Source organism: Phycisphaerales bacterium (genome assembly GCA_016716475.1).
Taxonomy (GTDB): Bacteria; Planctomycetota; Phycisphaerae; order UBA1845; family Fen-1342; genus JADJWG01.
Genome location: JADJWG010000001.1, coordinates 359,741 through 383,878, shown reverse-complemented (window position 1 = coordinate 383,878; position 24,138 = coordinate 359,741). Strand labels below are relative to the sequence as shown.

General features: G+C 65.6%; 15 protein-coding genes and 1 pseudogene. 8 read left to right on the top strand and 8 right to left on the bottom strand.

The features are described from left to right. Positions 1-38: 38 nt before the first annotated feature. The 4 genes from IPM18_01670 to nadB all read left to right on the top strand — a co-directional run bounded on the left by IPM18_01670 (position 39) and on the right by nadB (position 5,031). Complete coding sequence (locus IPM18_01670; protein MBK9118297.1) at positions 39-1,217, top strand: ATP-binding cassette domain-containing protein; 1,179 nt, start codon at positions 39-41, stop codon at positions 1,215-1,217. A gap of 164 nt (positions 1,218-1,381) precedes the next feature. Beyond that, positions 1,382-2,725, top strand: coding sequence for a replication-associated recombination protein A (locus IPM18_01665; GenBank protein ID MBK9118296.1), 1,344 nt, complete (start codon positions 1,382-1,384; stop codon positions 2,723-2,725). Further along, positions 2,722-3,297: a 5-formyltetrahydrofolate cyclo-ligase gene (locus tag IPM18_01660; protein ID MBK9118295.1), complete on the top strand. Its 576-nt coding sequence runs from the start codon at positions 2,722-2,724 to the stop codon at positions 3,295-3,297. The genes IPM18_01665 and IPM18_01660 overlap by 4 nt, the downstream gene beginning before the upstream one ends. A 51-nt stretch (positions 3,298-3,348) precedes the next feature. Further along, positions 3,349-5,031 (top strand): L-aspartate oxidase, encoded by a 1,683-nt coding sequence (gene nadB, locus IPM18_01655; protein ID MBK9118294.1) that lies wholly within the window; start codon positions 3,349-3,351, stop codon positions 5,029-5,031. Between the two features lie 214 nt (positions 5,032-5,245). On the opposite strand, the gene IPM18_01650 is transcribed toward nadB, so the two are convergent. Both IPM18_01650 and IPM18_01645 read right to left on the bottom strand, forming a co-directional pair. Beyond that, entirely contained in the window at positions 5,246-6,178 is a 933-nt protein-coding gene (locus tag IPM18_01650; GenBank protein MBK9118293.1) for a carbohydrate ABC transporter permease, read from the bottom strand. After that, the gene (locus IPM18_01645; GenBank protein MBK9118292.1) at positions 6,175-8,622 is read right to left on the bottom strand and encodes an extracellular solute-binding protein; all 2,448 of its coding nucleotides are present in this window, start codon (positions 8,620-8,622) and stop codon (positions 6,175-6,177) included. Before IPM18_01645 ends, IPM18_01650 begins: the two co-directional genes overlap by 4 nt. Before the next feature lie 251 nt (positions 8,623-8,873). On the opposite strand from IPM18_01645, the gene IPM18_01640 reads away from it, so the two are divergent. Next, the gene (locus IPM18_01640; protein ID MBK9118291.1) at positions 8,874-11,345 is read left to right on the top strand and encodes a hypothetical protein; all 2,472 of its coding nucleotides are present in this window, start codon (positions 8,874-8,876) and stop codon (positions 11,343-11,345) included. Positions 11,346-11,453: 108 nt separating this feature from the next. Continuing rightward, a pseudogene (gene malQ, locus IPM18_01635) lies at positions 11,454-13,048 on the top strand (4-alpha-glucanotransferase). A 99-nt stretch (positions 13,049-13,147) separates the two neighbouring features. On the opposite strand, the gene IPM18_01630 reads toward malQ, so the two are convergent. The 3 genes from IPM18_01630 to IPM18_01620 form a co-directional block, all read right to left on the bottom strand. Beyond that, positions 13,148-13,573, bottom strand: a complete 426-nt coding sequence (locus IPM18_01630) for a hypothetical protein (protein ID MBK9118290.1) — start codon at positions 13,571-13,573, stop codon at positions 13,148-13,150. A gap of 38 nt (positions 13,574-13,611) precedes the next feature. After that, positions 13,612-14,895, bottom strand: coding sequence for a DUF362 domain-containing protein (locus IPM18_01625; protein ID MBK9118289.1), 1,284 nt, complete (start codon positions 14,893-14,895; stop codon positions 13,612-13,614). Positions 14,896-15,087: 192 nt separating this feature from the next. Then, positions 15,088-17,298, bottom strand: a complete 2,211-nt coding sequence (locus IPM18_01620; GenBank protein MBK9118288.1) for a hypothetical protein — start codon at positions 17,296-17,298, stop codon at positions 15,088-15,090. A 221-nt stretch (positions 17,299-17,519) separates the two neighbouring features. On the opposite strand from IPM18_01620, the gene IPM18_01615 reads away from it, so the two are divergent. Then, entirely contained in the window at positions 17,520-18,467 is a 948-nt protein-coding gene (locus IPM18_01615) for a carbohydrate kinase (protein ID MBK9118287.1), read from the top strand. Between the two features lie 37 nt (positions 18,468-18,504). Here the strand turns inward: IPM18_01615 and IPM18_01610 are convergent, their stop codons facing one another. The 3 genes from IPM18_01610 to tilS form a co-directional block, all read right to left on the bottom strand. Beyond that, entirely contained in the window at positions 18,505-19,518 is a 1,014-nt protein-coding gene (locus tag IPM18_01610) for a hypothetical protein (protein MBK9118286.1), read from the bottom strand. A 71-nt stretch (positions 19,519-19,589) separates the two neighbouring features. After that, positions 19,590-20,933 carry a hypothetical protein gene (locus IPM18_01605; protein ID MBK9118285.1) on the bottom strand — a complete coding sequence of 448 codons (1,344 nt, stop codon included), beginning with the start codon at positions 20,931-20,933 and terminating at the stop codon, positions 19,590-19,592. After that, positions 20,930-22,438 (bottom strand): tRNA lysidine(34) synthetase TilS, encoded by a 1,509-nt coding sequence (tilS, locus tag IPM18_01600; GenBank protein ID MBK9118284.1) that lies wholly within the window; start codon positions 22,436-22,438, stop codon positions 20,930-20,932. Before tilS ends, IPM18_01605 begins: the two co-directional genes overlap by 4 nt. Before the next feature lie 208 nt (positions 22,439-22,646). On the opposite strand from tilS, the gene IPM18_01595 reads away from it, so the two are divergent. Beyond that, positions 22,647-24,098, top strand: coding sequence for a PDZ domain-containing protein (locus IPM18_01595; protein MBK9118283.1), 1,452 nt, complete (start codon positions 22,647-22,649; stop codon positions 24,096-24,098). Positions 24,099-24,138 lie beyond the last annotated feature (40 nt).

The following is a 24,138-nucleotide window of genomic DNA, read 5'->3' as shown; positions in this document are numbered from 1 at the left end:
AGCTCGGCTTTCATTGGTGTTTCGTATGTGAGGCAGGCATGGCCGAGGTTCGGCTCTCCAACGTCACCAAGATTTATCCCGGCGAAATCAAGGCCGTCGACAGCATCAATCTGCTGATCCAGGACCGCGAGTTTGTCGTCCTTGTCGGCCCCTCCGGTTGCGGCAAGAGCACGACACTGCGGATGGTGGCCGGGCTCGAAGACATCACGGCCGGTGAGATCCGCATCGGCGACCGGGTCGTCAATGGCGTGGCCCCGAAGGATCGCGACATCGCGATGGTCTTCCAGAACTATGCCTTGTACCCGCACATGACCTGCTACAAGAACATGGCGTTTGGTCTGCTGTTGCGCCGGAAGTACGGTGCGTGGGACAACCCGCTCGGCTTCCTCGTGGCCAACGGGCTGTGGCGCAAGGCCCGCGAAGAACGCCGCGACATCGATCGCCGCGTGCTCGAAGCGGCCGACATCCTCGGGATTCGCGAGTTGCTCCAGCGCCGCCCCCGGGCGCTTTCCGGTGGCCAGCGGCAGCGCGTGGCCGTGGGGCGGGCGATTGTCCGCAATCCCAAGGCATTCCTCTTCGACGAGCCGTTATCCAACCTGGATGCAAAACTACGGATCGGCATGCGGGCCGAGATCAAGCGGCTGCATCGCAAGGTACAGACCACCACGGTCTATGTGACCCACGATCAGGAAGAGGCGATGACACTCGGCGATCGTGTCGTGGTGATGAAAGACGGGTTGATCCACCAGGCCGCATCACCCTACGACGTGTACGAGCGCCCCACCAATCGCTTCGTGGCCGGCTTTGTCGGGACACCGCCGATGAACTTCCTCGCCGGGCGCCTGGAACGTACTGGAGACGCGCTGCACTTCAATGACGGGGCCTGCAAGCTGGCGATCGCCCCCGCGCACCGTGAGCGGCTCGCGCCGTTCGTAGATCGCGAGGTGGTGATGGGGATCCGCCCGGAGGCCCTGCAACCCGCCGGCGGACAACCGGCCGACCAGGTGCTCGACGTGCAGGTCACCGTAGTCGAGCCGCTGGGCGACCGCACGGACGTGTATTGCGGTACGCCCCGCCATGAGCACCTGATCGCCCGCATCGATGCCCGCAGCCGTGTGGACGAAGGCGCGCCGGCGCGCCTCCATGTCGATATGCAGCGCGCGCACTTCTTCGAGCCGGGTGAAGACGGCCGCAACCTGACGCTCAACGGGCAGTAGCAGCGCGCCCCAGACACCCTCTCGCCTTCGGGTTGTGGTCGGAAGAGAGCCCTGCTTCCGCAGTTACGCGATCCTCCCCCACTCCACGAGTGCGGCGCGGTTCCAGCATTGCCTCAAGACTGTCGTAAGGGCCGCACGTGTCGGACTCGCTATACTGTGCGGTCATGGACCTGTTTGCCGACCAGCGCGCCGCGGCATTTCACAGCGTCGAACCACTTCCGGTGCGGATGCGCCCCCGTACACTCGACGAGTTTGTGGGGCAGGAGCACTTTGCTGCACCGGGCAAGTTGCTGCGGCGCCTGTTGGAAGCCGATCGGCTCACCAGTGCGATTCTGTACGGGCCGCCGGGGAGCGGCAAGACGACCCTCGCACGTCTGATCGCCACGCAGACCCGGGCGGAATTCACGACGCTGCATGCGGCCGAAGCCGGCGTCAAGGATGTCCGGCTCGTGCTCGAGGCGGCCCGCGCGCGGCTCACCGCCAAACGGCAGCGGACCGTCCTGTTTCTTGACGAAATCCACCGGTTCAACCGCGCGCAGCAGGATGTACTCCTGAAGGATGTCGAGGAAGGGGTGCTGGTCCTGATCGGCGCGACAACCGAGAACCCTTTCTTCGCGGTTAATTCGCCACTCATTTCGCGCAGCCAGGTCTTTGAATTTCGGCCACTGACACCGGAGCAGCTCGTGACACTGTTGCGCCGCGCGCTCACGGATGAAGAACGCGGGCTCGGACGGACCGGGGCGACCTGCGACGAGGAGGCCCTGCGATTCCTGGCGGAACGGGCCGACGGTGACGCCCGGCGCGCGCTAGCGGGGCTGGAGGTGGCGGTGCTGTCGCAGACCCGCGCGCCCGCGAAGGCACCGCACGTCACGCTGGAAGTAGCTGCCGAGTCACTCCAGCAGAAGGCCATTCATTACGACGGCGGGGATACGCACTACGATGTGGCTTCGGCGCTGATCAAGAGCATGCGCGGCAGCGATCCGGATGCGACCTTGTACTGGTTGGCGCGGATGCTCGAAGGCGGGGAAGATCCGCGTTTCATCGCCCGTCGCATTGCGATTTGCGCCTCCGAGGACGTCGGCAACGCCGACCCGCAGGCGGCCGTACTGGCCGCCGCAGCGTTGCAGATCACACAGCTTGTGGGCTTGCCGGAGTGCGAGTACGCGTTGGCGCAGGCGGCGGTTTACATCGCTTGTGCCCCGAAATCGAATGCGGTGACCCTGGGCATTCATGCCGCCCGGGAGGACGTGCGGAACGGGCTGACGCTGCCGGTGCCGCCGCATCTGCAGGATGCGCACTACCCCGGCGCGGCGCGCCTTGGGCGGGGCCAGGGGTACATCTATCCGCATACCGATCCGCTGGGTTGGGTTCCGCAGGACTACCTCGGTACACACAAGACGTATTACAATCCGACGACCCGTGGCCACGAGGCGCAACAGGCGGCAGCGCTGCGGGCGTGGCGCGCGGAGTATGCCCGACGGGCGGCTGACGAACGAGCGAAGCGTTGACCGTGCGGAAATCCATCCTGCGTCAGGAACTGCGCCAGCGCATGGCGACCCTGGGGTCCGAGGTGCGCGCCGCGCGCTCAGCGGCCGCTTGTCGGCTGCTTTGTGCCCAAGACGAGTATCGGCGGGCCGATGTCGTGATGCTGTTCCTGGCCGGTCCGGAGGATGTCGATGCGCGGCATGTCGCCTTGCAGGCCTGGGCGGACGGCAAGACGGTACTCGCCCCCCGCGTGAGCTGGGACCAGCGACGCATGATGCCGGTGGAGATTCAGTCGCTGGTCAGTGGCGTTGAGGCCCGCGCCATGGGGATTCGTGAACCGGTCGAAGGGATGCCGGCCCCCATCGCCGACATCGATCTTGTCGTGGTGCCGGGGCTCGGCTTTGACTCCGCCGGCAACCGCCTTGGCCGTGGGCGCGGCTTCTACGACCGTTTCCTGTCGCACCCGGAGTACCGTGGGGTCTCGTGTGGTCTGGGGCTCGAGGAACAGGTCGTCGAAACGATCCCGGTCGGACCGTCGGATGTTCGCATCGACATGCTGGTGACGGACGTCACCGTGCGGCGATTCAGTGCCTGAGCAGCACTGCGGGGTGAAGCCGGTGGAGTGCGGTCGCAGGCGGAAAGTGACATGAGCAGTACCATCGGTCGACGGCGCTACCTGACGAACTTCGAGCCCCACCGCGTGCCGCATCTTTTCGCCGACACGCTGGTCATTGGCGGGGGGCTGGCGGGTCTGCAAGCTGCGCTCCTGGCGGCCGAAGCCGGCGACGTGCTCGTCGTTACGAAGGACCAGGCCGAGCAGTCCGCCACGGCTTACGCGCAGGGGGGGATCGCGGCCGCCCTGCAACCGGGCGACACCCCCGCGGAGCATGCCCGCGATACGCTGGCGGTGGCCTGCGGGCTGGCCCACGAAGAGGTGGTGCGGAGCGTGGCAGCGGAGGCCCCGGCGGTCATCGCGGCCCTGGCCCAACTCGGGGCGCGTTTCGATCACGAGGGTGCGGCACTGGTGGCGGGGCGCGAAGGGGGCCACTCGCGGGCGCGGATCGTCCATGCCGAAGATGCCACCGGCCGCGAGATCCTGCGCGTGCTGCTGGAGCGGGTGCGCGCGCATCCGCGCATCCGGGTCTTTGAACGCTGTTTCGCGCTGGATCTCCTCACCCATGCCGGGCAGGGCGTGGGCACGGTCACTTCTCACCCGAAGTATGGTCACCAGATGTTCTGGGCGACGACCACGATCCTCGCGAGCGGCGGCTGCGGGCGCGTCTACCGTGAGTCCACCAATCCGCCCGTTGCAACCGGTGACGGTCTCGCGATGGCCTTTCGAGCCGGCCTGCGGTTGCGCGACCTGGAGATGATCCAGTTTCACCCGACAACGCTCTATGTCGCTGGTGCGGCCCGCGCGTTGATCAGCGAGGCCGTGCGGGGCGAAGGTGCCTATTTGGTGCATCGTGATGGTCGACGGTTCATGGCCGCGTACGATGAGCGCGGTGAACTGGCCCCGCGCGACATCGTGAGCCGCGCCATCGTCGCGGAGACCCGGCGCGTGCAGGCGCCCTGCGTCTTTCTCGATGTCCGCCACTTCACGCCCGGGCACTTCGCGGCGCGGTTTCCGAACCTGGACCGCCTCTGCAAGCAATTCGATCTCGATCCGGAGCGCGACCTCATTCCCGTTCGGCCGAGTGCGCATTACTGCGTCGGTGGCGTCGTGACGGACGCGTCCGGGCGCACGTCCCTGCCGGGGGTGCTCGCCTGCGGCGAAGTCGCTTCGACGGGGCTGCACGGCGCCAACCGCCTGGCGAGCAATTCACTGCTCGAAGGACTCGTCTTCGGCCGGCGTGCCGGAACGCTTGCTGCGGAGCGCGCTTCCGCGGCCGATCGTCTCCAACGGCCGCTGCCGATCAGCCACCTCCTGCCGCCGTCACCGCGCACGGAGCTCGACCTGGGGGATGTGCATGACAGTCTTACGAGCGTCATGTGGCGCAATGTAGCGGTCGAGCGGAGCGGAGATCGGCTGCGCGAGACCATCGAGATTCTCTCACTCTGGGCGCGCTACACGATGGATAAGGTGCTGGACGAGCCCAAGGCCTGGGAAACGCAAAACCTGTTGACGGTGGCCTATTGCATTGCGATGGCCGCAGCGACGCGTTGTGAGTCACGTGGCGTGCACTACCGGGTGGACTTCCCGCAGGCCAGCGCGGCCTGGCGCTGCCATGTGGACCTCGTGCGATCCGACGACGGCGTACAGGTGTCGACCAGCCCGTTGGGTTCACAGAACCCAGACCCCAATCCGTCGTCCCCCTTAGGCACGTAACCCGTGGCAGGCCGGCCACTGTCGCGGCGTCAGAACCTGCCGACCTGCAGTCGCCAGCCCGAACGGCCGCATAGCATGAGTTGAGCCGAGCAGATTGACCCGATGGGACTGAACCGAGTTGCGCCCTGAGCCAGATCAATCCTCTCGGCGGCGGGCACGGATGCACACCCCACCCTCCAGTAACTGCAAACCGCGCCCGGGCTCCACTCCTCGTCTACCCCTTCACCCCGCCGAGCGCCAGGCCGCCGACCAGGTGCTTCTGGGCGACGAAGAACAGCACGATGCAGGGTAGCATTGTGACAATGCTCGCAGCCATCAGTAGGTGGACCTGGTTCACACCGCCGTACTGATTGCGGAATGAATTGAGCGCGAGTGCGAGCGTGTAGTTGTGCTCGCTGTGCAGATAAATCAGCGGGCCGAGGAAGTCGTTCCACGCGAACATGAAGGTGAAAACCGCGGTCAATGCGATCACCGGCCGGCAGAGCGGGAGCATGATCTGCCACCAGATGCGGAGATGGCCACAGCCGTCCACGCGGGCGGCCTCGACCAGCGCCTCGGGAATCTGCGCAAAGAACTGTCGGAAGAGGAAGATGTAGAAGGCGTTGCCGAAGAAGGCGGGGACCCACAGTGGAAGCAGTGTGTCAATCCAGCCGAGTGCGCGGAAGAGAATGAAGAGCGGGATCATCACGACCTGCGCCGGCAGCATCATCGTGGCGAGCATGAGGATGAAGAGCGGGCCGCGGCCGCGAAAGCGGAGCCGGGCGAAGGCGTAGCCGACGAGACTGCTCGACAGGACCTGGCCGACCACGCAGAGCGTCGTCACGAGCACGGTGTTCGCGACGGCGTCGAGGAAGCTGTACCAGCCGCGGGCGCCCATCTGCTGCAGCGCGAGCGGGTAATTCGTGAAGTTGCCGAAGTCGGGTATCAGCCGGAAGCCCTCGGTACTGACCGTGGCGCGGGCGGCTTCGGCGGGACTGGCAAAGCTGACCACGAGCATCCACCAGAAGGGGAACAGCAGCACGACCGCGCCGCCCATGAGGAGGGCGTAAACCAGGACCACGCCGGTGCCTCCGGGGGAAAGCGCAGGGGGCGTGGTCGCCCTGGGCAGTGGCGGCAGCGGCCGGGCCATGGGGAGGTGCGCGCTCATTTGAGGGCCTCGTAGTAGACGAAGCGGCGACTACCGCGCATCACCAGCAGCGTCAGGCCGAGAATGATCAGCAACAGCACCCACGCCAGGGCGGAGGCATAACCCATCTCATGGTGTACGAAGGCGCTCTGGTAGAGGTAGAGCACGTAGAACAGGGTGGCGTCGCCCGGGCCGCCGCCGGTCATGATGTAGGCCTGTGTAAAGACCTGGAACGACCCGATGATCGCCATGATGGTGTTGAAGAAGATTACCGGGCTCAGCATGGGCAGCGTGACGTTGCGGAAGCGGCTTGCGCGGGTGGCACCGTCGATGCTTGCGGCCTCGTAGAGTTCCTGCGGGATGCCCTTCAAGCCGGCGAGATAGATCACCATCGTGCCGCCCAGCGTCCAGAAACTCATCAGTGCGAAGGCCGGCGGCCCGAACCACGCCGCATCCTTGTCGAGCCACTGCGGTGCATGCACGCGCGGGACCACCGTGGCGACACCCTCCGCGTTGAGCACGGTCTGCGCTCCGAGGACATCAGTCAAGCGCGCATCCAGCCACGCCAGCGGGGGTCCGAGGTATTGGTTCAGCAACCCGAAGTCACCGTCGAACACCCAGCGCCACAGGATCGCGACGCCGACGCCGGCGAGTACGCTCGGCAGGTACCAAGCGCTGCGAAAGAAGCCGGAAAGGCGCACTTCATTGTTCATGAGGACGGCGGAGCCAAGCGCCAGCAACTGACCCATGGGGACCGCAAGCAGGGCGTAATAGCCGGTCACCCGGAGACTGATCCAGAACTTGGGGTCGTGCCAGGCCTCGGCGAAGTTCCCCCACGCCAGCCAGCGGGCCTCAGTGAGGGGCGTCAGTCCGCTCCAGGCGGAATACGCGAGCAGCAAAGACAGCACGATGGGCCCGAGCAGGAATAAGGTGAAGCCCAGTACCCAGGGACTGACCAGGGCGTAGCCCCACAACTCTTCGCGCATTCCCGCGGGTCCCGGGCGCCGCCGCCACCAGATCACCGTGGCCAATACCGCCAGCAGCAAAACAGGCAGCGTGATGCCAAGCGCAAGTTTCCTCCACGGCATGGGTTGCAGGTCGGTGCGGTGCAGCGGCTTGGCCTGTTGCCGCAGCCATTCGTCCTCAAGTCGGCTGATCGCCTGGGTGAGTGTGACCCCCCCCGTGCGCAGGGCTTCATCGAGGCGGTTCTGAAGCGAACTCTCGAATTGCGGGTTCACCGGCCAGGGCAGCGGCTCGGCATACTCCGCTTGTGAGAGGAAAGCCGTGTCGCGAAAGGGTGGCTGGGTCGGGTCGATGAAGGCATCGCTGTAAGCTACGGCGCGCAGGGTTGGGATGGCCAGGCCGAGGCGCGCGGCCTGATCCTGACCGTCGGCACCACAGAGAAATTTCACCAGTTCCCAGGCGGCCTCAGGATGCTCGGACTGGCGAGCGATCGACCAGGACACCGTCAGGACCGTGTTCGCCCGCTGGGTACCGCGCGGTAGCGGGGCGAAATCCCATTCGAAGTCGTCAATCTTGCGGTACTGCGGAACGACCCAGCGGCCGAATGGTCCCGCCATGCCGACGCTGCCCGTCAGGAACGCGCTTTCGCCCTGTGCGACCTGGCTGCGCCCGCTCGTGAGCGTACGGTCTTCCTGGAAGCGCCAACTTATGATCTGCTCGAGGGCGCGCATCGTGGCCGGCTCTCGCAAGAGCGAGATTCGGAGGTCGGACGTGGCGATTTCCGCCCCGTAAGTATGCAGATAGGTCCGGAGCATGGCCGGCCATGTCACGAACTCGGCCCCCGTGATGCCGGGCAGTTCCGCGAGACGGCGGGCCGTGGCGGCAAATTCGTCCCACGTCCAATCATCGGTGGGCTCGGGCAGGTGGGCCTGTTGAAAGAGGGTCTTATTGTAATAGAAACCGATGGTTGTGAAATCCTTGGGGATGCCATACAGCGGGCCGGACCCATTGGCGGTACCGTCGAAGCGGAAGGCGGCCACGGTCGCGGGGAAGAAATCGTCCAGGGTCAGCGTGGACCTTCCGGCGGCGCGATCCTCCGCGATCAACGGTTCGAGAGGCAGCAACAATCCGGGTTTACAAAAGCTGCCGAGCCGCTCGTATCCCATGTAGAACACGTCGGGAGCGACGCCGGCCGCCATCATGGTCTGAAGCTTGGTGTAGAAAGATGCGGAGTCGCCCGGGTTGATGCGTTCGATGCGGATGTGCGGGTGCTCGGCTTCGAATCGCCGCAGCAAGTCGGCTACAATCTGGTCTTCGAGTGGCCCAGCGCCGCCGGCCCAGTGCATGATCCGCAGGACGATCTGTGAGTCGGAACCTGGGGAGATTCGTAAGGGGCGCGTCGCGACCCAGAGCACCGACCAGAGTAGAATCCCGGCGGTGAGTACGGCCAGTGTGAGTCGCAGAGCTTGGCCGATCGAAGAAGCAGCTTGGGTCTGGTTCATTTCGGAAAAGACACCGCGCGGCGGTGCAAACTCAGGGTACGGACATGTCGAGCTACGTTCTGCCTGGAAACTCGCGCTCAGACTCTGACAGGCATGATAGCAGCAAGCGGGACGGACGGAGACCCATCCCTGCCGCTGCGCGTGACGAATTGCCCGTCCTGGACCTGTGTCCCCCGAGGCCCGCTTCCGCGCCACCATACACCGGTTCGAGGAGTTCTGTCGGGACGACCCCCAGCCCGCACCCTCGCTGGATGGTGGGGCTCGCCCTGTTGCTCGTGGCGGCACCCGGCTGCGTGGCAGCGCTCCCCGCCGTGGATGAGTGGCCGCCGGCGCCGGCGCTCGTGCTGGAGCGCGAGAGCGATCCCGGCAAGTTGCCGCCCTCTGTTACAGCCGAACCCCTACCCGATGGCCGCTGGCGGTGTATGTTCCGTTTCACCCCGGGGCCTGGGCCGCGACAGGTGGCATTGGCAGGAACTTTCAACGGATGGAACCCAGCAGCCACGCCATTCACCGGACCGGACGGCAATGGCCGCTGGTCGGCGACGATCGAACTGCCGAGTGGGCCGCACTTCTACAAGTTTGTTGTGAACGGGACGGATTGGCGGCCGGATCCGGAGAACGCCGATGGCGAGCCCGATGGTCACGGCGGGCGTAATTCGGCGCTACGTCTGGGGCAGGTGGCGAACCTCACCGCATCGCCGGCAGTGCTTGGAGATGGGGTGATCAATGCCCTCGCGCTCGAGCACCGGCAGGATACGCCGCTGTACTTCCAGCGGACGTCCGACCATGAGCTACTGTTGCGGCTGCGGACGCTCGTCGATGATGTGGAAAAGGCCGCTGTTTCGGTACAAGGCGGTGGACTTTTTGATATGACGATGGTCAAGACGGCGGCCCCATTTACGTGGTGGGAGGCCCGTGTTCGCTTGCCGGAGGTGACCGCGCAGCCGCCGGTCGCGGCTGACGGTAAGGAGCCGGGCGGCTATCGTTACGCCTTCGTGTTACAGGACGGAGAGCTGCGAGCAAGTTCGCCGCAGACATACGGAGTGCCGCTGGTGGCCGACGCAATATTCAGAACGCCGGATTGGGCGAAGCATGCGGTCTGGTACCAGATCATGCCCGATCGTTTCCGCAATGGAAACCGTGCGAACGATCCCGACCCGGTGCATCCCTGGACCAGCGAGTGGTTCAAGCTGCAGCCGTATGAAGAAGCGCGGACCGGGCAGACGTTCTACAATTGGATCGTGTTCGACCGGCTGTATGGCGGCGACTTCGACGGGCTGGAGGAGAAGCTGCCGTACCTGAAGGAACTGGGCGTCAATGCATTGTACCTGAATCCGGTGTTCATCGGTGACAGCCACCACAAGTACAACGCGACGAATTATCTGCACATTGATCCCGCCTTTGGCCCGGGGGATGACGACTACGAGGAGATCGCAGCGCGCGAGGATCTGCGCGATCCTGCGACGTGGGAATGGACCCGGGCGGACCGCCGGTTTCTCGCGTTTCTGAAGGCAGCCAAGGCGCAGGGCTTCCGCGTCATCATCGACGGGGTGTTCAACCACGTGGGTACGAAGCATCCCGCGTTCGTGGATGTGCAGAAGCGCGGGCGTGCTTCGCGCTACGCGGACTGGTTCAATGTCACGAGCTGGGAGCCGTTCGAGTACACCGGGTGGGGCGGTTTCGGGGCGCTGCCGGAATTCCGCAAGACGGCCACCGGGCTCGCGAGCGAGTCGGCCAAACAACACATTTTCGATGTGACGCGACGCTGGATGGCGCCGGATGGAGATGTGAGCGCGGGGATCGACGGCTGGCGGCTGGATGTGCCGAATGAAATTCCGATGCCGTTCTGGGTGGAGTGGCGTGACCTGGTCAAGGCGATCAACCCTGACGCTTACATCGTCGGCGAGATCTGGGACCGGGCGGACGCGTGGCTCGACGGCCGGCACTTCGACGCGGTGATGAACTACACCTTCGCACGCGCGGTTGTCGCGTGGGTGTTCGATCGGAAGACGAGCATCTCGGCCAGCGAGTTCGACCTGCGACTGCGCGAGCTGCGGCTGGCGTACCCGCACGAGGCGACACTGGTTCTGCAAAACCTGATGAACAGCCACGACACGGACCGGATTGCGTCGATGGCCTTCAATCCGGACCGCGCGTATGACCATGCGAATCGCGTGCAGGACAACGGTCCGAACTACAACAACGCGAAACCGGATGCGGAGGCGTATGCCCGGGCGCGGTTGGCTGCGCTGTTACAGATGATCTACATCGGTGCGCCGATGGTGTATTACGGCGATGAGGTGGGGATGTGGGGCGGGGATGATCCGACCTGCCGCAAGCCCATGCTGTGGGAGGATCTGCAGCCGTATGAAGCGCCGGAAGAAAACTACGTGCTGCGCCCGCAGCTTGAGCACTACCGGCGGATTATTGCATTGCGCAAGGCACACCCGGCCCTGCGGACGGGCAGCGTGCAAACGTTGCTGGCGGATGACGACCGCAATGTCTGGGCGGTGCTCCGCAAGGATGCCGATGAGCAATTGATCATCGTGGCGACACCCGCAGCGCAGGCGCAAATGGTCGAGGTGCCCGTGCAGCCGAACGCGCCGCGCCGTTGGCAGGGTGTCTTCGGCACGGAGGAGACCCTGGAAGTCGTGGACGGCAAGCTGCGGCTGAAGGTTCCGGCGCTGGGTGGCATCGTGCTGCATGCAGCGACGCCAAAGTGACTGGCACGGATGACATGCTCGGCGGTCGTTGTCATACGCGATGTGGCCAAGGAAGTGGGCCGGCAGCGGACGAGGATCCGTCACATTGGGGGTGAGTCAGGCGGCACGATGAGCAAACGCCCGACGGGCTCGGATTCCGCGCGTGGGAGGAAGGGCCGATATACCCTGAGTGACCGCGCCGCCGGCCTACTCCTGCACCCCACCTCTCTACCAGGGGGCTATGGCATCGGCGACCTCGGCCACGGGGCGCGTACTTTCGTGGACTTCCTGCATGCGGCCGGATTGCGGTGGTGGCAGATGCTGCCGACGCAGCCGCCCGGACCGGGAAACTCCCCGTACAGTGCCACCTCGGCATTCGCAGGCAACCCGGCACTGCTGGCGCTCGAGCCCCTGGTCGAAGAGGGCTTGCTTGTGCGGCGCGAACTCCCGCCGGTGCCCCGTGGGCATGCCGACCGGGTGGATTTCCGCCTCGCTGCCCGGCTGAAACGCCCGGCATTGCGTGCGGCGTTTGCGGAGTTCTGTGCGAATGGTGGGGCGGTGAGCACCGCGTATCGGCTTTTTGGTGAGTCCGCAACCGCGTGGCTGTCGGACCATGCTGACTATGTCGCCATCGGGCGATCGCAGCGTGGACGGACATGGCTGCAGTGGCCCATGGGGTTGCGGGCGCGGCGCGCGGGTGATCTGCGCGTGGCGCGCGCGCGGCTGGCGGAAGCGATTGGGTACGAGACCTTTCTTCAGTACCAGTTCGATCGACAATGGCGGACACTGCGCGCGTACGCGCATGATCGTGGCGTCGGTCTGATCGGGGACATCCCGATTTTCGTCGCGCATGACAGCAGCGACGTCTGGTCCCAGCGCGCGCTGTTCGATCTGAGGCCGGATGGGCGACCTCAGACGGTCTCGGGTGTGCCGCCGGACCTGTTCAGCCGAACCGGGCAGCTTTGGGGCCATCCCCACTACCGGTGGGCGCGGCATGTTGCGACGGACTTCACCTGGTGGGTGGCGCGATTCCGCCGCCTGCTGGACCACTTTGACGCGGTCCGCATCGACCATTTCCTCGGCTTCAAACGCGTTTGGGCGGTTCCCGGTGGGGCGCGGACGGCGCAGCGCGGCCGGTGGGTCGCAACCCCGGCGAGGCGCTGTTTGCCTCTCTCCGTCGGAAGCTCGGCCGCCTGGAGATCATCGCGGAAGATCTTGGTTTGCTGACCCCGGAAGCGGCCGCGCTCCGGGATCGCTGGGGATTTCCGGGCATGCGGCTTTTGCACTTTGCGTTTGGTGAAGATGATGGTGGAAGGTACCACCAGCCACATGCGCACCCACGGAACGCGGTCGCGTATCCCGGCACACACGACAACGATACGACGGTGGGTTGGTTCAAGGAGTTGCGGCGCGCGTCGCGGCGATCGCGCGGCGAGCCGCACGGGAGCGCGCTCAGCGCGTTTCAGCGCCTGTTGCGGTACGTGGGTACGCGGGGGGCAGAAATCCACTGGGACGTGATCCGGCATGTGTTCCTGTCGCCCGCAAACACGGCCATCGTGCCGGTGCAGGACGTGCTTGGGCTCGACGAACGCGCCCGGATGAACATCCCCGCGACACCCCGCGGCAACTGGGCGTGGCGCCTGCGACCGGGGCAACTCACCGCGCGTCACGCAGCGCGGCTGCGAGCATTGGCGGAGGCCTATGACCGGAGCAGGCCGGTGTAGGAAATCGGATATCCGGGAACGAAGCTTGCCTCGGCGCAGGTCGCAGTCGGGTGGAGAGCTACAGAGGCAAGGGGCGCCGTTCGGCCAGATGTGACCGCTTCAATACAACGGATGTACCAGAAAACGCCCGCTGTCGGCCGGATCATAGTAGGCCCAGGGGGGCTGACGGTTGGGGTGGTCCCAGCACTCGCCCGTATCACAATCGATGCTGAGGATGGTGCGGCCGGAGTGTATATCCACGATCCAGGCGCGACAGCGTGTGGCGTCGAGAATGGCCTCGTAAAGCGCGTTGTCCGAGCCGCGGGCGTCACAGTCGAGGAGGACATGGCCGTCGGCCTCGGTGCAGCCCAGCGCCAGCCGGCGCGTGGGGCGGCCGAAAACCGACGTCGTACGCAGCTCGAAAGACACGCTGCGCTGACCGGCGCAGAGTACGCCATCGCGTTCGGAAGACTGCGTGTTGGACCAGGACGCACATCCGGACAGGACCAGGACACACAGGGCGATTGCGGCAGCGCGCCAGGGCATGACGAGTTCTCCATGGGGGGGACCACCGTCCCTTGGCTTCACGAGTGGCTCGGGGCGGACACGACCTTGCGCCGGCGGTTGCTGAACTCCGGTGCCTCGCGCACACACGTGCCAAGAATTTGCAGCGACTTGGCAAACGCGGTCCAGCCGGTGCGCGTCAGCTCGGCCGGGTTCAGGCCCACGTTGGGATAACCTTGCTCGTCGGCGATCACCTGCTCCCAGTTGCGGAAGAGGCGGCCCCACGGGCTGTCCAGCACTTCGGCCATCAGTTTTCTGGCTCGCGTGGGGTACCAGAAACTGTCGTGATATATGACGCTTGCGATGTACGCCCATGGTGCGAGGATCGTCTTCAGCGACCACTCTATGGGTTTCTTGAGCGGCCCCCAATAGATTTTGTGCTGCATGCTGCTGGCAAAGGTCATCTTCTGATAAGGACCGGCGAAGTGCCAGTTCTCGGCGGCCGCGGCGGTATCGCCGACGATCTCGATTTCACGCGGGTCGCCGCATCCGAGGCCGGCCTCGTGAGCAAGGCGGATGAACTTGATCGAAAGGGGATCCAGCCCCATAAGCTTGGCGGCGACGGCATCAATCGCAACCTGGTCGGCGCTGGCGAGCAGCACGTCTTTCGTGTAGGGCACCATGCAGCGCGGACCGGGGCCATCCCCGGCGAAGGTGCCGTCCATCACGGCAAAGACACCGCGGTGGATCTTCTTCTGGATCATGAGCAGGTCGACCAGCGTTTCGTGAATGACCGGATGTGTCCAGTGGCGGCGCTCGTTCAGGAGTCCGCCGAATGCGTTCTTCATCGCACCGGTCGTCGTGGTGAACACATGCGTCTTCACGGTCGGCAGGTGGATGATGTTCTCGCCGAGGAAGCGCCGCGGAATCATGAAGCCGTCGGGATAAACCTCGTTGAGGCAGAGGAATTTCTTGGTGAGGTCGCCGACGGCATCCTGGATACGGATCCAGTCCTCCCCTTCATACAAGTGGACGTTGCGCAGGCCGTGGGCTTCGAGCACGTGGATGTGCTTGTTCTCGCGCTCTCCGAGGTGGGCGTCGATGACCACCGTGCGGTTATGGCAGCCGTGGAGGAGTTGGGGGTTGTAGCCGTCGCGCAGCATGGCCCGAATCACACCGTCAAGCTGCCAGGGCGTTGTGCTGCTGCCGGGAAAGAAGAAGTGCCACGAGATGTTGATCTTGAGGGCGGTGTCGGCGTCTCGAGCAACCACGTCCTGGTAGCCGGCGAGGTTCATCAGTTCGTGATAGTCCCGCAGCACAGTGGCCGGGGTGGTCTTCAGCAGGGCGACCTTGGCTTTCGACATGTTCGCTGGGGCTCCACATGGGGATGTCCGCGATGACCCGTTCGTGGGATAACGCAGGCGCGGATGGGATTGTAGGGGGCGATCCGTATATGGGACAGGACCACCCGCGCGGGTCGGTGGCACGGGAGCCCCGCCGGTCAGGCGATGCCATGACCCGCTCCACGCAGAGACACGGACTCCGGTTGTCCCGTGCTACGGCACGGTTACACAGGGTGGGACACTGCCCTTGATCTGGGCGATGAAGCCCGAAATGTCGCCGAAATTGACCAGCCCGTCGCCAGTGAAGTCACCGTTCTCGTACAGGCAGACGCCGTTATCCGGATCGTACTCCCAATCGGCCGGATCGGCGGTCTTGATGGCCGCGATGAAGAGCCCAATGTCTGCAAAATTGACGAGGGTGTCACAGTTCATGTCGCCTGGGCATAGATTCTGAAGCGGGGGCACGACCGTGAGTCCGGCGACGTCCCAAGTCTCGTCGGCCTGGAGGACGCCGAGCGCGGTCACAGCGCCGGAGACAGGGTTGATCGTATAAAGATGGCTCGAGACCTCGAAGAAGTCGTTTCCTACCTGCCGAAAGCCCTGCAGCGCTGCGTAGAGTGTGCCGTCCGGTGCCCAGTCCAGCCCGGCTTCGAATTGCGTTTGGAAGCTCACGCCCGTGAGCGTCTTGCGACTCAGGATCGTGTTAGTTGCCAGGTCGAACTGCACCAGCTCGGTTGAGAATGAGCCGAGAATGCGCGTTGCCCAGACCTGCCCCGGGGGGAAGGGCAGGTCCGTCCCTGCCGGTACGACGGCCAGCCCGTTGATGGCTGGCAGATTCAGGAAGTCGTGGATATTCAACACTGTGCCGGTGATGGGATCGGCTTCGAGAATGCGACCGAGCGCGCTGGTTGTGCCGCCAATGAAGACAGTCTGGCCATCGACGCTGTAGGTGAAGCCGGCAATGCCGTTGCCGAGGTAACCGGTGCTCTCGATCAGGGTTTCGTCACCGACGAGAGCGAGTGTCCGCAAAGCATTGGTCAGGTTGTCGTACCCCAGCAGGTGGTCCGTGCCCGGTCTGTAGTCGAGCCCGCCCCAATTGAAGGGATCCGCGCTGACAATCCCCAACAGTCGCACCGTGGCCGGTGCATCCGCCCGCAGTGAACCCAGGCGCCCGCGGACGATGCCTGCAGCGTTGAAGAAGCCGCTGTCCTCGAGGATGAGCAACTCGTGGTCAGCCGAGCGTCCCCCCGTAAGCAGCCCGGTTTCTCCGGAGGTTTCCGCTGGGCGGGCCGCGCCCCGCATCAGTGCGAGCGCCTCGAGATCCTGCTCGGCCACCGCACGCGGCAGGGCAAGCCAATCTGCCGTCGGCAGTGGACCGTCCAGGCCGCGCTCGCGGGCCACGTCCGCCGAGGTGATCCCAGGGGCCGGGTCGCCGGGGTGGACCGGCCGTAGATCGATCAGCGCGGCGCGCACGGCCTCAGGATCGACGATGTCGGCCAGGGCCCGGTCACCGGGCAGCGTGACCCGCTCGATGAAGCGCATCTCGCTGCCGGAAAACTTGGTGCTCAAGACCGTCCCGTCACGCGAGAACTCATGCACGCCGGAATTGGAAGTGCACAAGATGTTGCCGTTGCCGAGCTCGATGACGCCGCGGAAACCGCTCAGCCCGGGTGGCGTGTACTGGGCGAGCAGGGTGCCGTCGGCCGTGTACTCAGCAATATAGCCGCCGCTGAAGACGGCCACGAGAATTGTGCCGGTGGCGGTACGGTTCAGCTGCTGGGGAAAATTCGTGCCGAAGGCAAAGACTTCCGCGAAAGAGCCGTCCAGCGCGAAACGGGCAATGTAGTTATTGATGTCATTGGCGACGAGAATCTCGTCCGCAAGCACCAGCACATCGAACGGGCCGTCGAGCCCCCCTTTGCGCATGAAGGCGAAGTCGTCGAGCTTGGCGCCCGTCTGCGCCGCAAAAGTCAGCACATTGTTCTTCGAGCGCGCCAGCACATTGCCCGTCCCGCTGTTGGTTACCAGCACGTCACCCGCGGGGGAGATGTCGATCCCGCGGATGTTGCTGAGCACGAGCGCGTCAAGCGTTCCCGCATTGCTGAAGATGCCGACGAACTGGTTGTCGAAGGTGAATTCCGCCACCAGACTGCGCAACTGGTCGGCCACAAGCAGCGTGCCCCAGGGCGAGCGGATCGCGTTGAGCGGGCGGTTGAAGATCTGCACGCCGTTGACGCTGCCGGGGTCGGTGATGAAGTTGGGGTTCAGCAGCGTGCCGTCGTGCGGATCGAACGCCATCACGCGTCGGTTGTTCGATGTGGAATCCGGAATCAGCAGCACATCCGCCGCAAAGAGCGGTGCCACGGTGATGAGCAGCACGACACCGGCCAGCCGCCGGGGGTTGGGACGCTGCGCGCTATACATGCTTCACCTCCTGCTTCCTGGTAAACCCACCTGAGGGCGAAACATCATCGTAGAAGATGGACACGCGCGGGTCAATCAGAATCTGGCCGGTGCGCACTGCCATTGCGGCGTGGAACATGGCCACCCTGCCACGTGAGCCCCGCGTTGATCCGTTCGGGCGTGCAGGGCCGGGAGCGCATACCATCGGACGTAATCACCGCAGTGTTTCCAGGAGGACGAACATGGTACTTCCCCAGCATGCAATCCCGACCGGGGAGGATTCCCGGCCGCTCGTGCTGGGGATCGGTGAAGTGTTGTGGGATTGCTTTCCCCATGCGCGTCGGCCGGGGGGCGCGCCGGCCAACGTGGCCTATCACGCTCGACAACTCGGCCTTGACGGCCGGGTGCTCTCGCGGATCGGTAACGATGCGGATGGGGCCGCGCTGCGTGCTTACCTCGCCGTGCAGGGCCTCGATGTGGCGACGTTGCAGTGTGATCCGACACATGCCACCGGTACGGTGACCGTGCACACCGACCACACCACCGGCCCGGCGTACACCATTCACACCGCCGTCGCCTGGGATGAGCTGGAGTGGACGCCGGAGTGGGAACACCTCTGTGCGGTTGCGCAATTCGTGTGTTTCGGCACCCTCGGACAACGCAGTTTGCGCAGTCGTGCGACCATCATGCGGGCGCTCGAGGTGGCCGCAGGTGCGACACGCGTCTACGACGTAAACCTGCGACCGCCATTCAACGCGGCGGACGTGGTGCGAACGTCGCTGGCGAGCGCGGACGTAATCAAGCTGAATGATGCCGAGGTCGCGCCGGTCGCGGCTCTCTACGGCCGGGAAAACGCGTCCCCGGCGGAATTGTCGGCCGCGTTGTTAGCGCAGCCGCGGTGCCGGTATGTGTGCGTCACGCACGGCGCCGCGGGTTGCACGGTCTACACGCGAGCGGGCGCGGTGGCCGTTCCTGGCCTGCGTGTGCGCGTGGCGGACACGGTCGGATCGGGGGATGCGTTCACGGCCGGTTTCATCTACGGCCTGTGGCGGCGCTGGTCGACGGACGCAACGGGGCGGTTCGCGAACCTGATGGGTGCGCTGGTGGCCAAGCACGCCGGAGCCATGCCGTCGGTGAGTGCTGCGCTCGGGCGCCTGGTGCAGCGTATCGAGCGTGAAGCCGTGCGTTGAGACGGCCCACGACCGAGTCGGATGGGCGGCACGCGGTTCAACCGCGAGGTGTTGACGACGGCCCTGCGCCCCGCGTTTCAGCCGGTTTCGTGATCTCGAGCAGCCGCACGAGCGTGTCGGCCCGACAGCCGCGGGCACGGGCCTGTAGCAGCGCGGTATGCGCTGCCTCTACCGCGCCGGCCTGGAACCGGAAGAAGCCGAGCAGGAACCACTCGTCCCCCGTGGCTGAGTGGCGCGCCGTCACACGTTCGGACAGCGCGTCGATGTGGTCGGTGAACTCGTCGGGATCGGGGTAGTAATCGGCCAGTTCGAGCCGCAGCAGTGCCAGGCGCGGCTGCAGTTCCAGGGCGCGCAGGAGGGCTTCGGCGGCTGCGGCATCATGGCCGAGCGCCACCCGCGCCTGGGCGAGATGCAGACGCGCGACCGGGTCACCGTGATTCAACTCCGCGGCCAGCGCAAACGTCACGAGCGCTTCGCGATACTCCCCGGCGCGAAGCTCCGCGACGCCGTCCTGGTTGGCTTGGGCATTGGCGGACAGCAGGCGCTCGCCACGCCGCTCGAATTCGACCATGCCCCGCGCCTCGGCCTCGCCCGCGCGGCGCTCCTGACGAGCGGCGCGCTGCAAGGCACGCCATTGCCGTACGGCGTTGGGGTTGTTCAGGTCAAGAAACACGAAGTGCCGAACTTGCCGACTGCGACCCTCCGGCCAGTACGCATCCATGAGTCGATAGGCGGGGATTTGCGGTACGCCGTGGCGCCATTCGACCATGCGCTGGGCATCGTCCAGGGTGGCGAAGGTGTGCTGCTCGGAATCCCGCGGAGTGAGCACGGAGAACTGGGGCTGCTCATCAGCGGCGGCGGGGGGGCGGGCGGCCCGCACAACGAGCACCGCCGGCCGCGGCGGCATAGCGTCGGGCTGCCCGGTGGGGGCGGCGCGCGTCGTAGGCCCGTCGGGTTCGCGCTGAGGTTCACCGGCCATGGCAGGAAGAAGCAGGGAAGCGGCGCAACCGAGCGCCCCGAGTTGTCGCAGTATGCGCAGCAACGGGCCCATCGCCATACCTCCCATGACCGCCGACCGCCGACCACCGCGACCCCGTGGTGCCCGGCCGCGTCGCGCCCGAATTATACCCCCGGCGGGCGCGGGCGTGACGATTCGCTCGGTCGATCGTCCGGGCCGCCTGCCAGAGCCGCGTGGTGGTTCACCCACTGCGGCAGAAGACGACCGATTGCCAGCGCGCCCGCGATCGCCAGCAGCGGCATCAGAGGCACACGGTACCGCACACTGCCGATGTACACACAGTGCAACAGCGTGAAATAAACGGTTGGCAGCCAGACCAGCAGATGCAGCGTGAACTGCGCCGGCCAGCCGGAGGATCCGCATTCGACCTCAGCGGGCGTCCCGGCGCTCGTACGCGGGCGGCGGCTAGTGAGCAGCAGTGCCGCGAGTGCGCCGCCGACCACCACGAGCGTGTAGCCGGCGCCAACCCACCCCTCCGGAGCGTTGCTGTGTTCGGCCACGTTGGGAAACGGGTTCCACGTGCGGAGGAGTTTCCACCCGGCAAGTTCGAGTGCACGGACCGGGTTGGAGCGCACCTCCGCGACCGCCAGGGCGCGCAGGCGGGCATCGCGTTCGAGTTCACCCAGCGCAGCGAGGTCGGGCATGTGCTGGAGAAATTCCTGGTTGCTGCTGCCGTCGGCCTGTGGACCGAGCGCATCGTAAAGCGTAATGCCGCCGTTGGCTGACAACCACGCATAGCCACCGAGTACGTTGTGATTGCGCAGGCCCCATGGCAGCAGGGCCGCCACCAGGAGTACGGGGCTGAGTGCAAGCGGGAGGACCAGCCGGGGGGACCACCCGGCACACCACCAGGTGACGAACCAGAGCGCAGGTAGCCACAGGGCCGCGGACGGGCGACACATCAGGGCGAGCACGCCCCAGGCAGCGACACCCAGCGCGTGCGGCCAGAGCGTTTCTTGCAGCCGGGCAGCCGCAACCAGGCGCCAGGCCGCGAAGGTCAGCATGACGGCGGCCAGTGTGAACAACACCTCGGTCAGCAGCAGATTGGCAAAGAAGACGCCGTAGACGTCGCCCGCCACAAGCAGCCCGGCGGCAACTCCACAGCGTGGTCCGGCAGCCGCGGTCGCAAAACGCGCCGCGGTGAGCGCCGTCAGTGTGCCGAGAATCGCCTGCGCATGGCGCGCCGCCAGCATTCCCGCGGCGCCGGCCCAGGCGAACGGTGCGAGAAACAATGGATAGGCCGGCATCCGTGGGGCATGCAGCCCGTTGTCAGTCACGAACGCGCCCCTGGTCATGAGATTGGCTGCGAGTTGCCAGTGCACGCGTTCATCGTCGAAATAGAAAGTGCCCCCACCGTGCTTCCAGACATTTGCCTCCACCCACCCGCTGCGCAACAGGAGGGCGATCGCTGCGATTGCAATCAGCCAGTGGGGGCTGAGCCGCCTCACGCCAGAGGTCTCGCAGCGCCGGTCAGCGGCGAGAGGGTGAGGCGCAGCGCGCGGGTGGTTTCCGGCGTGAGCTTCGCGCGTTCATCCATGCGGAAGGGCATCACCCACAACGGACCCTGCTGGTCACAGAGAATCCCCGTCCGGGCGCGTAACTCCGGATCGACCTTCTGCTCCCCAAAGAAATCGCCCACCGACTTCGCACCGGGAGCGCCGAGGGGGTGGAAGCGATCACCGTCCTGCCGACCACGCACGAGCAGTGGCGGCCGGAGCTGGGCCAGGTCAAACCACTCTTCGTGCCGGTTTCTCTTCGCGCGCACCTCGGCGAGCGTCTCCGGGCCGACGTCACGTAACTCGGCACACAACACCTGGCGCAGTACGGGCAGCGAGGTGATCCCCGGGCAGGCCACGAAGATCGTGCCGAGCTCCGGTGCGGGCTCCGGATCGGACTTTGGACGGAACTCGAGCCGATCGTATTGCTTGCGGACGATGACCGGTCCCGGCAGGTGAATCTCCTTGCCACTGCCCGGGTCCTCGGCGAGCTTCAAGACCGATTCGATGTGCTGAAAGCTCAGGTCCTGTTCGCCCTCCACGATGCGGCCGAGCACGCGCCGCACGACTTCGGCCTGGATGATGCGCTGCTTGGTGAGAAACGCACGCGTGTTGAGCACGATGTGCCGGGGCCGTTCGGAGATCACGAGCGACTCGAAGGTGCGCCGCGCGGAATCTTCCAGGTAAGTGCCGAGCAGGCGGGCATGTTCAGACAAGCGTAACAGGGCTTCGGACACCTGCGGATTCAGTTGTTCCGCGAGCAGCGGCATGACCACGTGCCGGATACGCCCGCGCGTGAACTCGGACGAGCGGTTGGTGCTGTCTTCGCGGATGTGGAGTCCGCGGGTGCGGCAGAGCTCCTCGATCTGGGCGCGACGTTGTCCCAGCAATGGGCGCACCAGGCGGATGTAACTGTCCGGCTGAATAGGGCGGATATCGTGGATACCAGCCAGCCCGCGAAGGCCGGTGCCGCGGCAGATGCGGTGGAGGACGGTCTCGGCGTTGTCGTCGGCGTGGTGGGCGACCGCGACCAGTTCACTGCCGGTTTGCAGCGCAGTGCGCTCGAGGAATTCGTAACGGCGGCGGCGAGCCACCTCTTCGGTGGACCCGCCCCCACTCGCGACCTCTCCACGAATGTCCCCACGCTCCGTCGTGCATGCCAGGCCGAGGGTTTCCGCCTGCTGGGCGACGAACTCGGCGTCGGCGTCGGCCTCCGCCCCCCGCAGACCATGGTGAAAGTGGGCACAGTGCAGTTTCCAGCGCAGCCCGTCGCGCTGACCGAGCGCCTGGAGGGCGTGGAGCAGCAGAGTGGAATCTGCACCGCCGGATACGCCCACGACCCAACTCGCCCCCGCGGTACGGAGGCCGCGGACTTCCAGCCAGTGCTGCAATTCGCTGAGAAAAGCGTCCCAATTCACGGTGCGGCGAGTATACAGAATCGACCTTGCGGGGAACAAGGGAAAACATGCTCGGGATAGGCGCAGCCGGCGCCGGTGTGGACCGCAGCTTCTGCATGTGGGGCACCATACTCAGCTCGCGGCTCCGGTCGGGACGTGGGAAGTTGTGGGTAGGTGTGCCCGGCACGGTCGGGATCGTCTACAATCGCGGGACCGGTCCTGGGAGGCCGGAGGTACAGACACGTTCGGGTCCATTCTCGGAGCGATGATGACGCTGACAAAACGCGCCGTCGAACGCCGCCTGTACGGCTGGATGTCGGCCGCGACCGTAGTTGCTTTGCTGGCGGGCTGTCAGTCCGCCCCGGTTCGCCCCCCCGCGGAACCGTCCGCGCCGGCCAAGCTTACGGCCGAGCAGCGGCAACTCAACGTCGAAGCGTTCGATGTGGTCTGGAACCGCGTGAACACCATGCATTTCGATCCCGACTTTGGCGGCCTCGACTGGCAGGCCGTCCGGGACGAGTACCGACCGCGCGTCGCATCGGCCGAGACCATGGACGAGGCCCGCGGCCTGATGAACACGGCCCTAATGAAATTCGGCATGAGCCACTTCGCCGTGCTGCCGGGCGAACTATTCAGGCGTACGGCTGCGCCGGCCGAGCGGGACGAGTCTGGTGCCGCGCGCCCCGAAACCGGCACAGCCGCAGCGCGCCGCGAAACGACCACGGGCGACGGCGAGGAAAGCGATCTGGAGGATGGCGAGCTGGGCCTCATCCTGCGCGTGTACGATGGGGAGATCCTCGTCGTCGACGTATTGCCCGAATCTCCCGCGGCTGAGGCCGGTGTGAAGCCCGGCTGGGTGGTGACCGCCGTGGATGGGCGGTCCGTTCGCGGGTTGGTGGAACGAATCGAAATGCTGGATGACGGTGGTCCGGGCTATCAGCTCACCGCGAGCCGCCTTGCCACCAACCGGGTAACACGACGGGTCGGCCAGGGTGTTCGTGTGACGTTCCGTGTGGGGGACGATGCGGAGGTTGAGTACGAACTGATTTGTGCGGAACGGCAGGGTACGCCGACCAGCTTCGGCTATCTCGAAAATCTGCGGCTGCGCATTGAGACGCGGCGCTTGGCAGGCGACATTACTTACATCGGGTTCAATTGCTTCTTTGACCCGCCCTTGCTTTTGAGTGGGGTGGAGCAGGCCCTCAAGGACTGTGACCCCTGCGCCGGCATCATCCTGGACCTGCGTGGCAACCCCGGCGGCATCGGCGGACTCGCGATGGGCATCACGAGTTGGCTGATCAGTGGGGAGAGCAAGACGCTGGGCACGATGCGGACCCGCGGCTTCACTCTGAACTTCGTGGCGTTTCCACGCCCGCGCGCGTTCCTGGGGCCGCTGGCGATCCTGGTGGACGAGTGCAGTGCATCGACAGCCGAAGTTCTGGCCGGCGGGTTGCAGGATCTGGGGCGGGCGCGGATCTTCGGGGTGCGCACGGCCGGAGCCGCGCTGCTGTCTGTGATCGAGTCATTGCCCAATGGTGACCGTGTGCAGTTGCCGATGGCCGATTATGTTTCGGCCGGTGGGGCGCGGCTCGAGGGGCGCGGCGTGCTGCCGGATGAGGAAATCCGGCCGACTCGGGCCGCGTTGCTGGCCGGGGAAGACCCGGTCGTGACCGCCGCCGTGGCTTGGCTACAGGCCCAGAGTAGCGCTGCTGCCAATTGATCGACAAGGGGCAGGGATGTTCAGAACTCCAGAAAGGAAT

Excerpts from the sequence above, each read along its gene's own strand:
- IPM18_01670 (MBK9118297.1), top strand. The coding sequence starts at position 39 with ATGGCCGAGGTTCGGCTCTCCAACGTCACCAAGATTTATCCCGGCGAA.
- IPM18_01665 (MBK9118296.1), top strand. The coding sequence starts at position 1,382 with ATGGACCTGTTTGCCGACCAGCGCGCCGCGGCATTTCACAGCGTCGAA.
- nadB (MBK9118294.1), top strand. The coding sequence starts at position 3,349 with ATGAGCAGTACCATCGGTCGACGGCGCTACCTGACGAACTTCGAGCCC.
- IPM18_01650 (MBK9118293.1), bottom strand. The coding sequence starts at position 6,178 with ATGAGCGCGCACCTCCCCATGGCCCGGCCGCTGCCGCCACTGCCCAGG.
- IPM18_01645 (MBK9118292.1), bottom strand. The coding sequence starts at position 8,622 with ATGAACCAGACCCAAGCTGCTTCTTCGATCGGCCAAGCTCTGCGACTC.
- IPM18_01640 (MBK9118291.1), top strand. The coding sequence starts at position 8,874 with ATGGTGGGGCTCGCCCTGTTGCTCGTGGCGGCACCCGGCTGCGTGGCA.
- IPM18_01630 (MBK9118290.1), bottom strand. The coding sequence starts at position 13,573 with ATGCCCTGGCGCGCTGCCGCAATCGCCCTGTGTGTCCTGGTCCTGTCC.
- IPM18_01625 (MBK9118289.1), bottom strand. The coding sequence starts at position 14,895 with ATGTCGAAAGCCAAGGTCGCCCTGCTGAAGACCACCCCGGCCACTGTG.
- IPM18_01620 (MBK9118288.1), bottom strand. The coding sequence starts at position 17,298 with ATGTATAGCGCGCAGCGTCCCAACCCCCGGCGGCTGGCCGGTGTCGTG.
- IPM18_01615 (MBK9118287.1), top strand. The coding sequence starts at position 17,520 with ATGGTACTTCCCCAGCATGCAATCCCGACCGGGGAGGATTCCCGGCCG.
- IPM18_01610 (MBK9118286.1), bottom strand. The coding sequence starts at position 19,518 with ATGGGCCCGTTGCTGCGCATACTGCGACAACTCGGGGCGCTCGGTTGC.
- IPM18_01595 (MBK9118283.1), top strand. The coding sequence starts at position 22,647 with ATGACGCTGACAAAACGCGCCGTCGAACGCCGCCTGTACGGCTGGATG.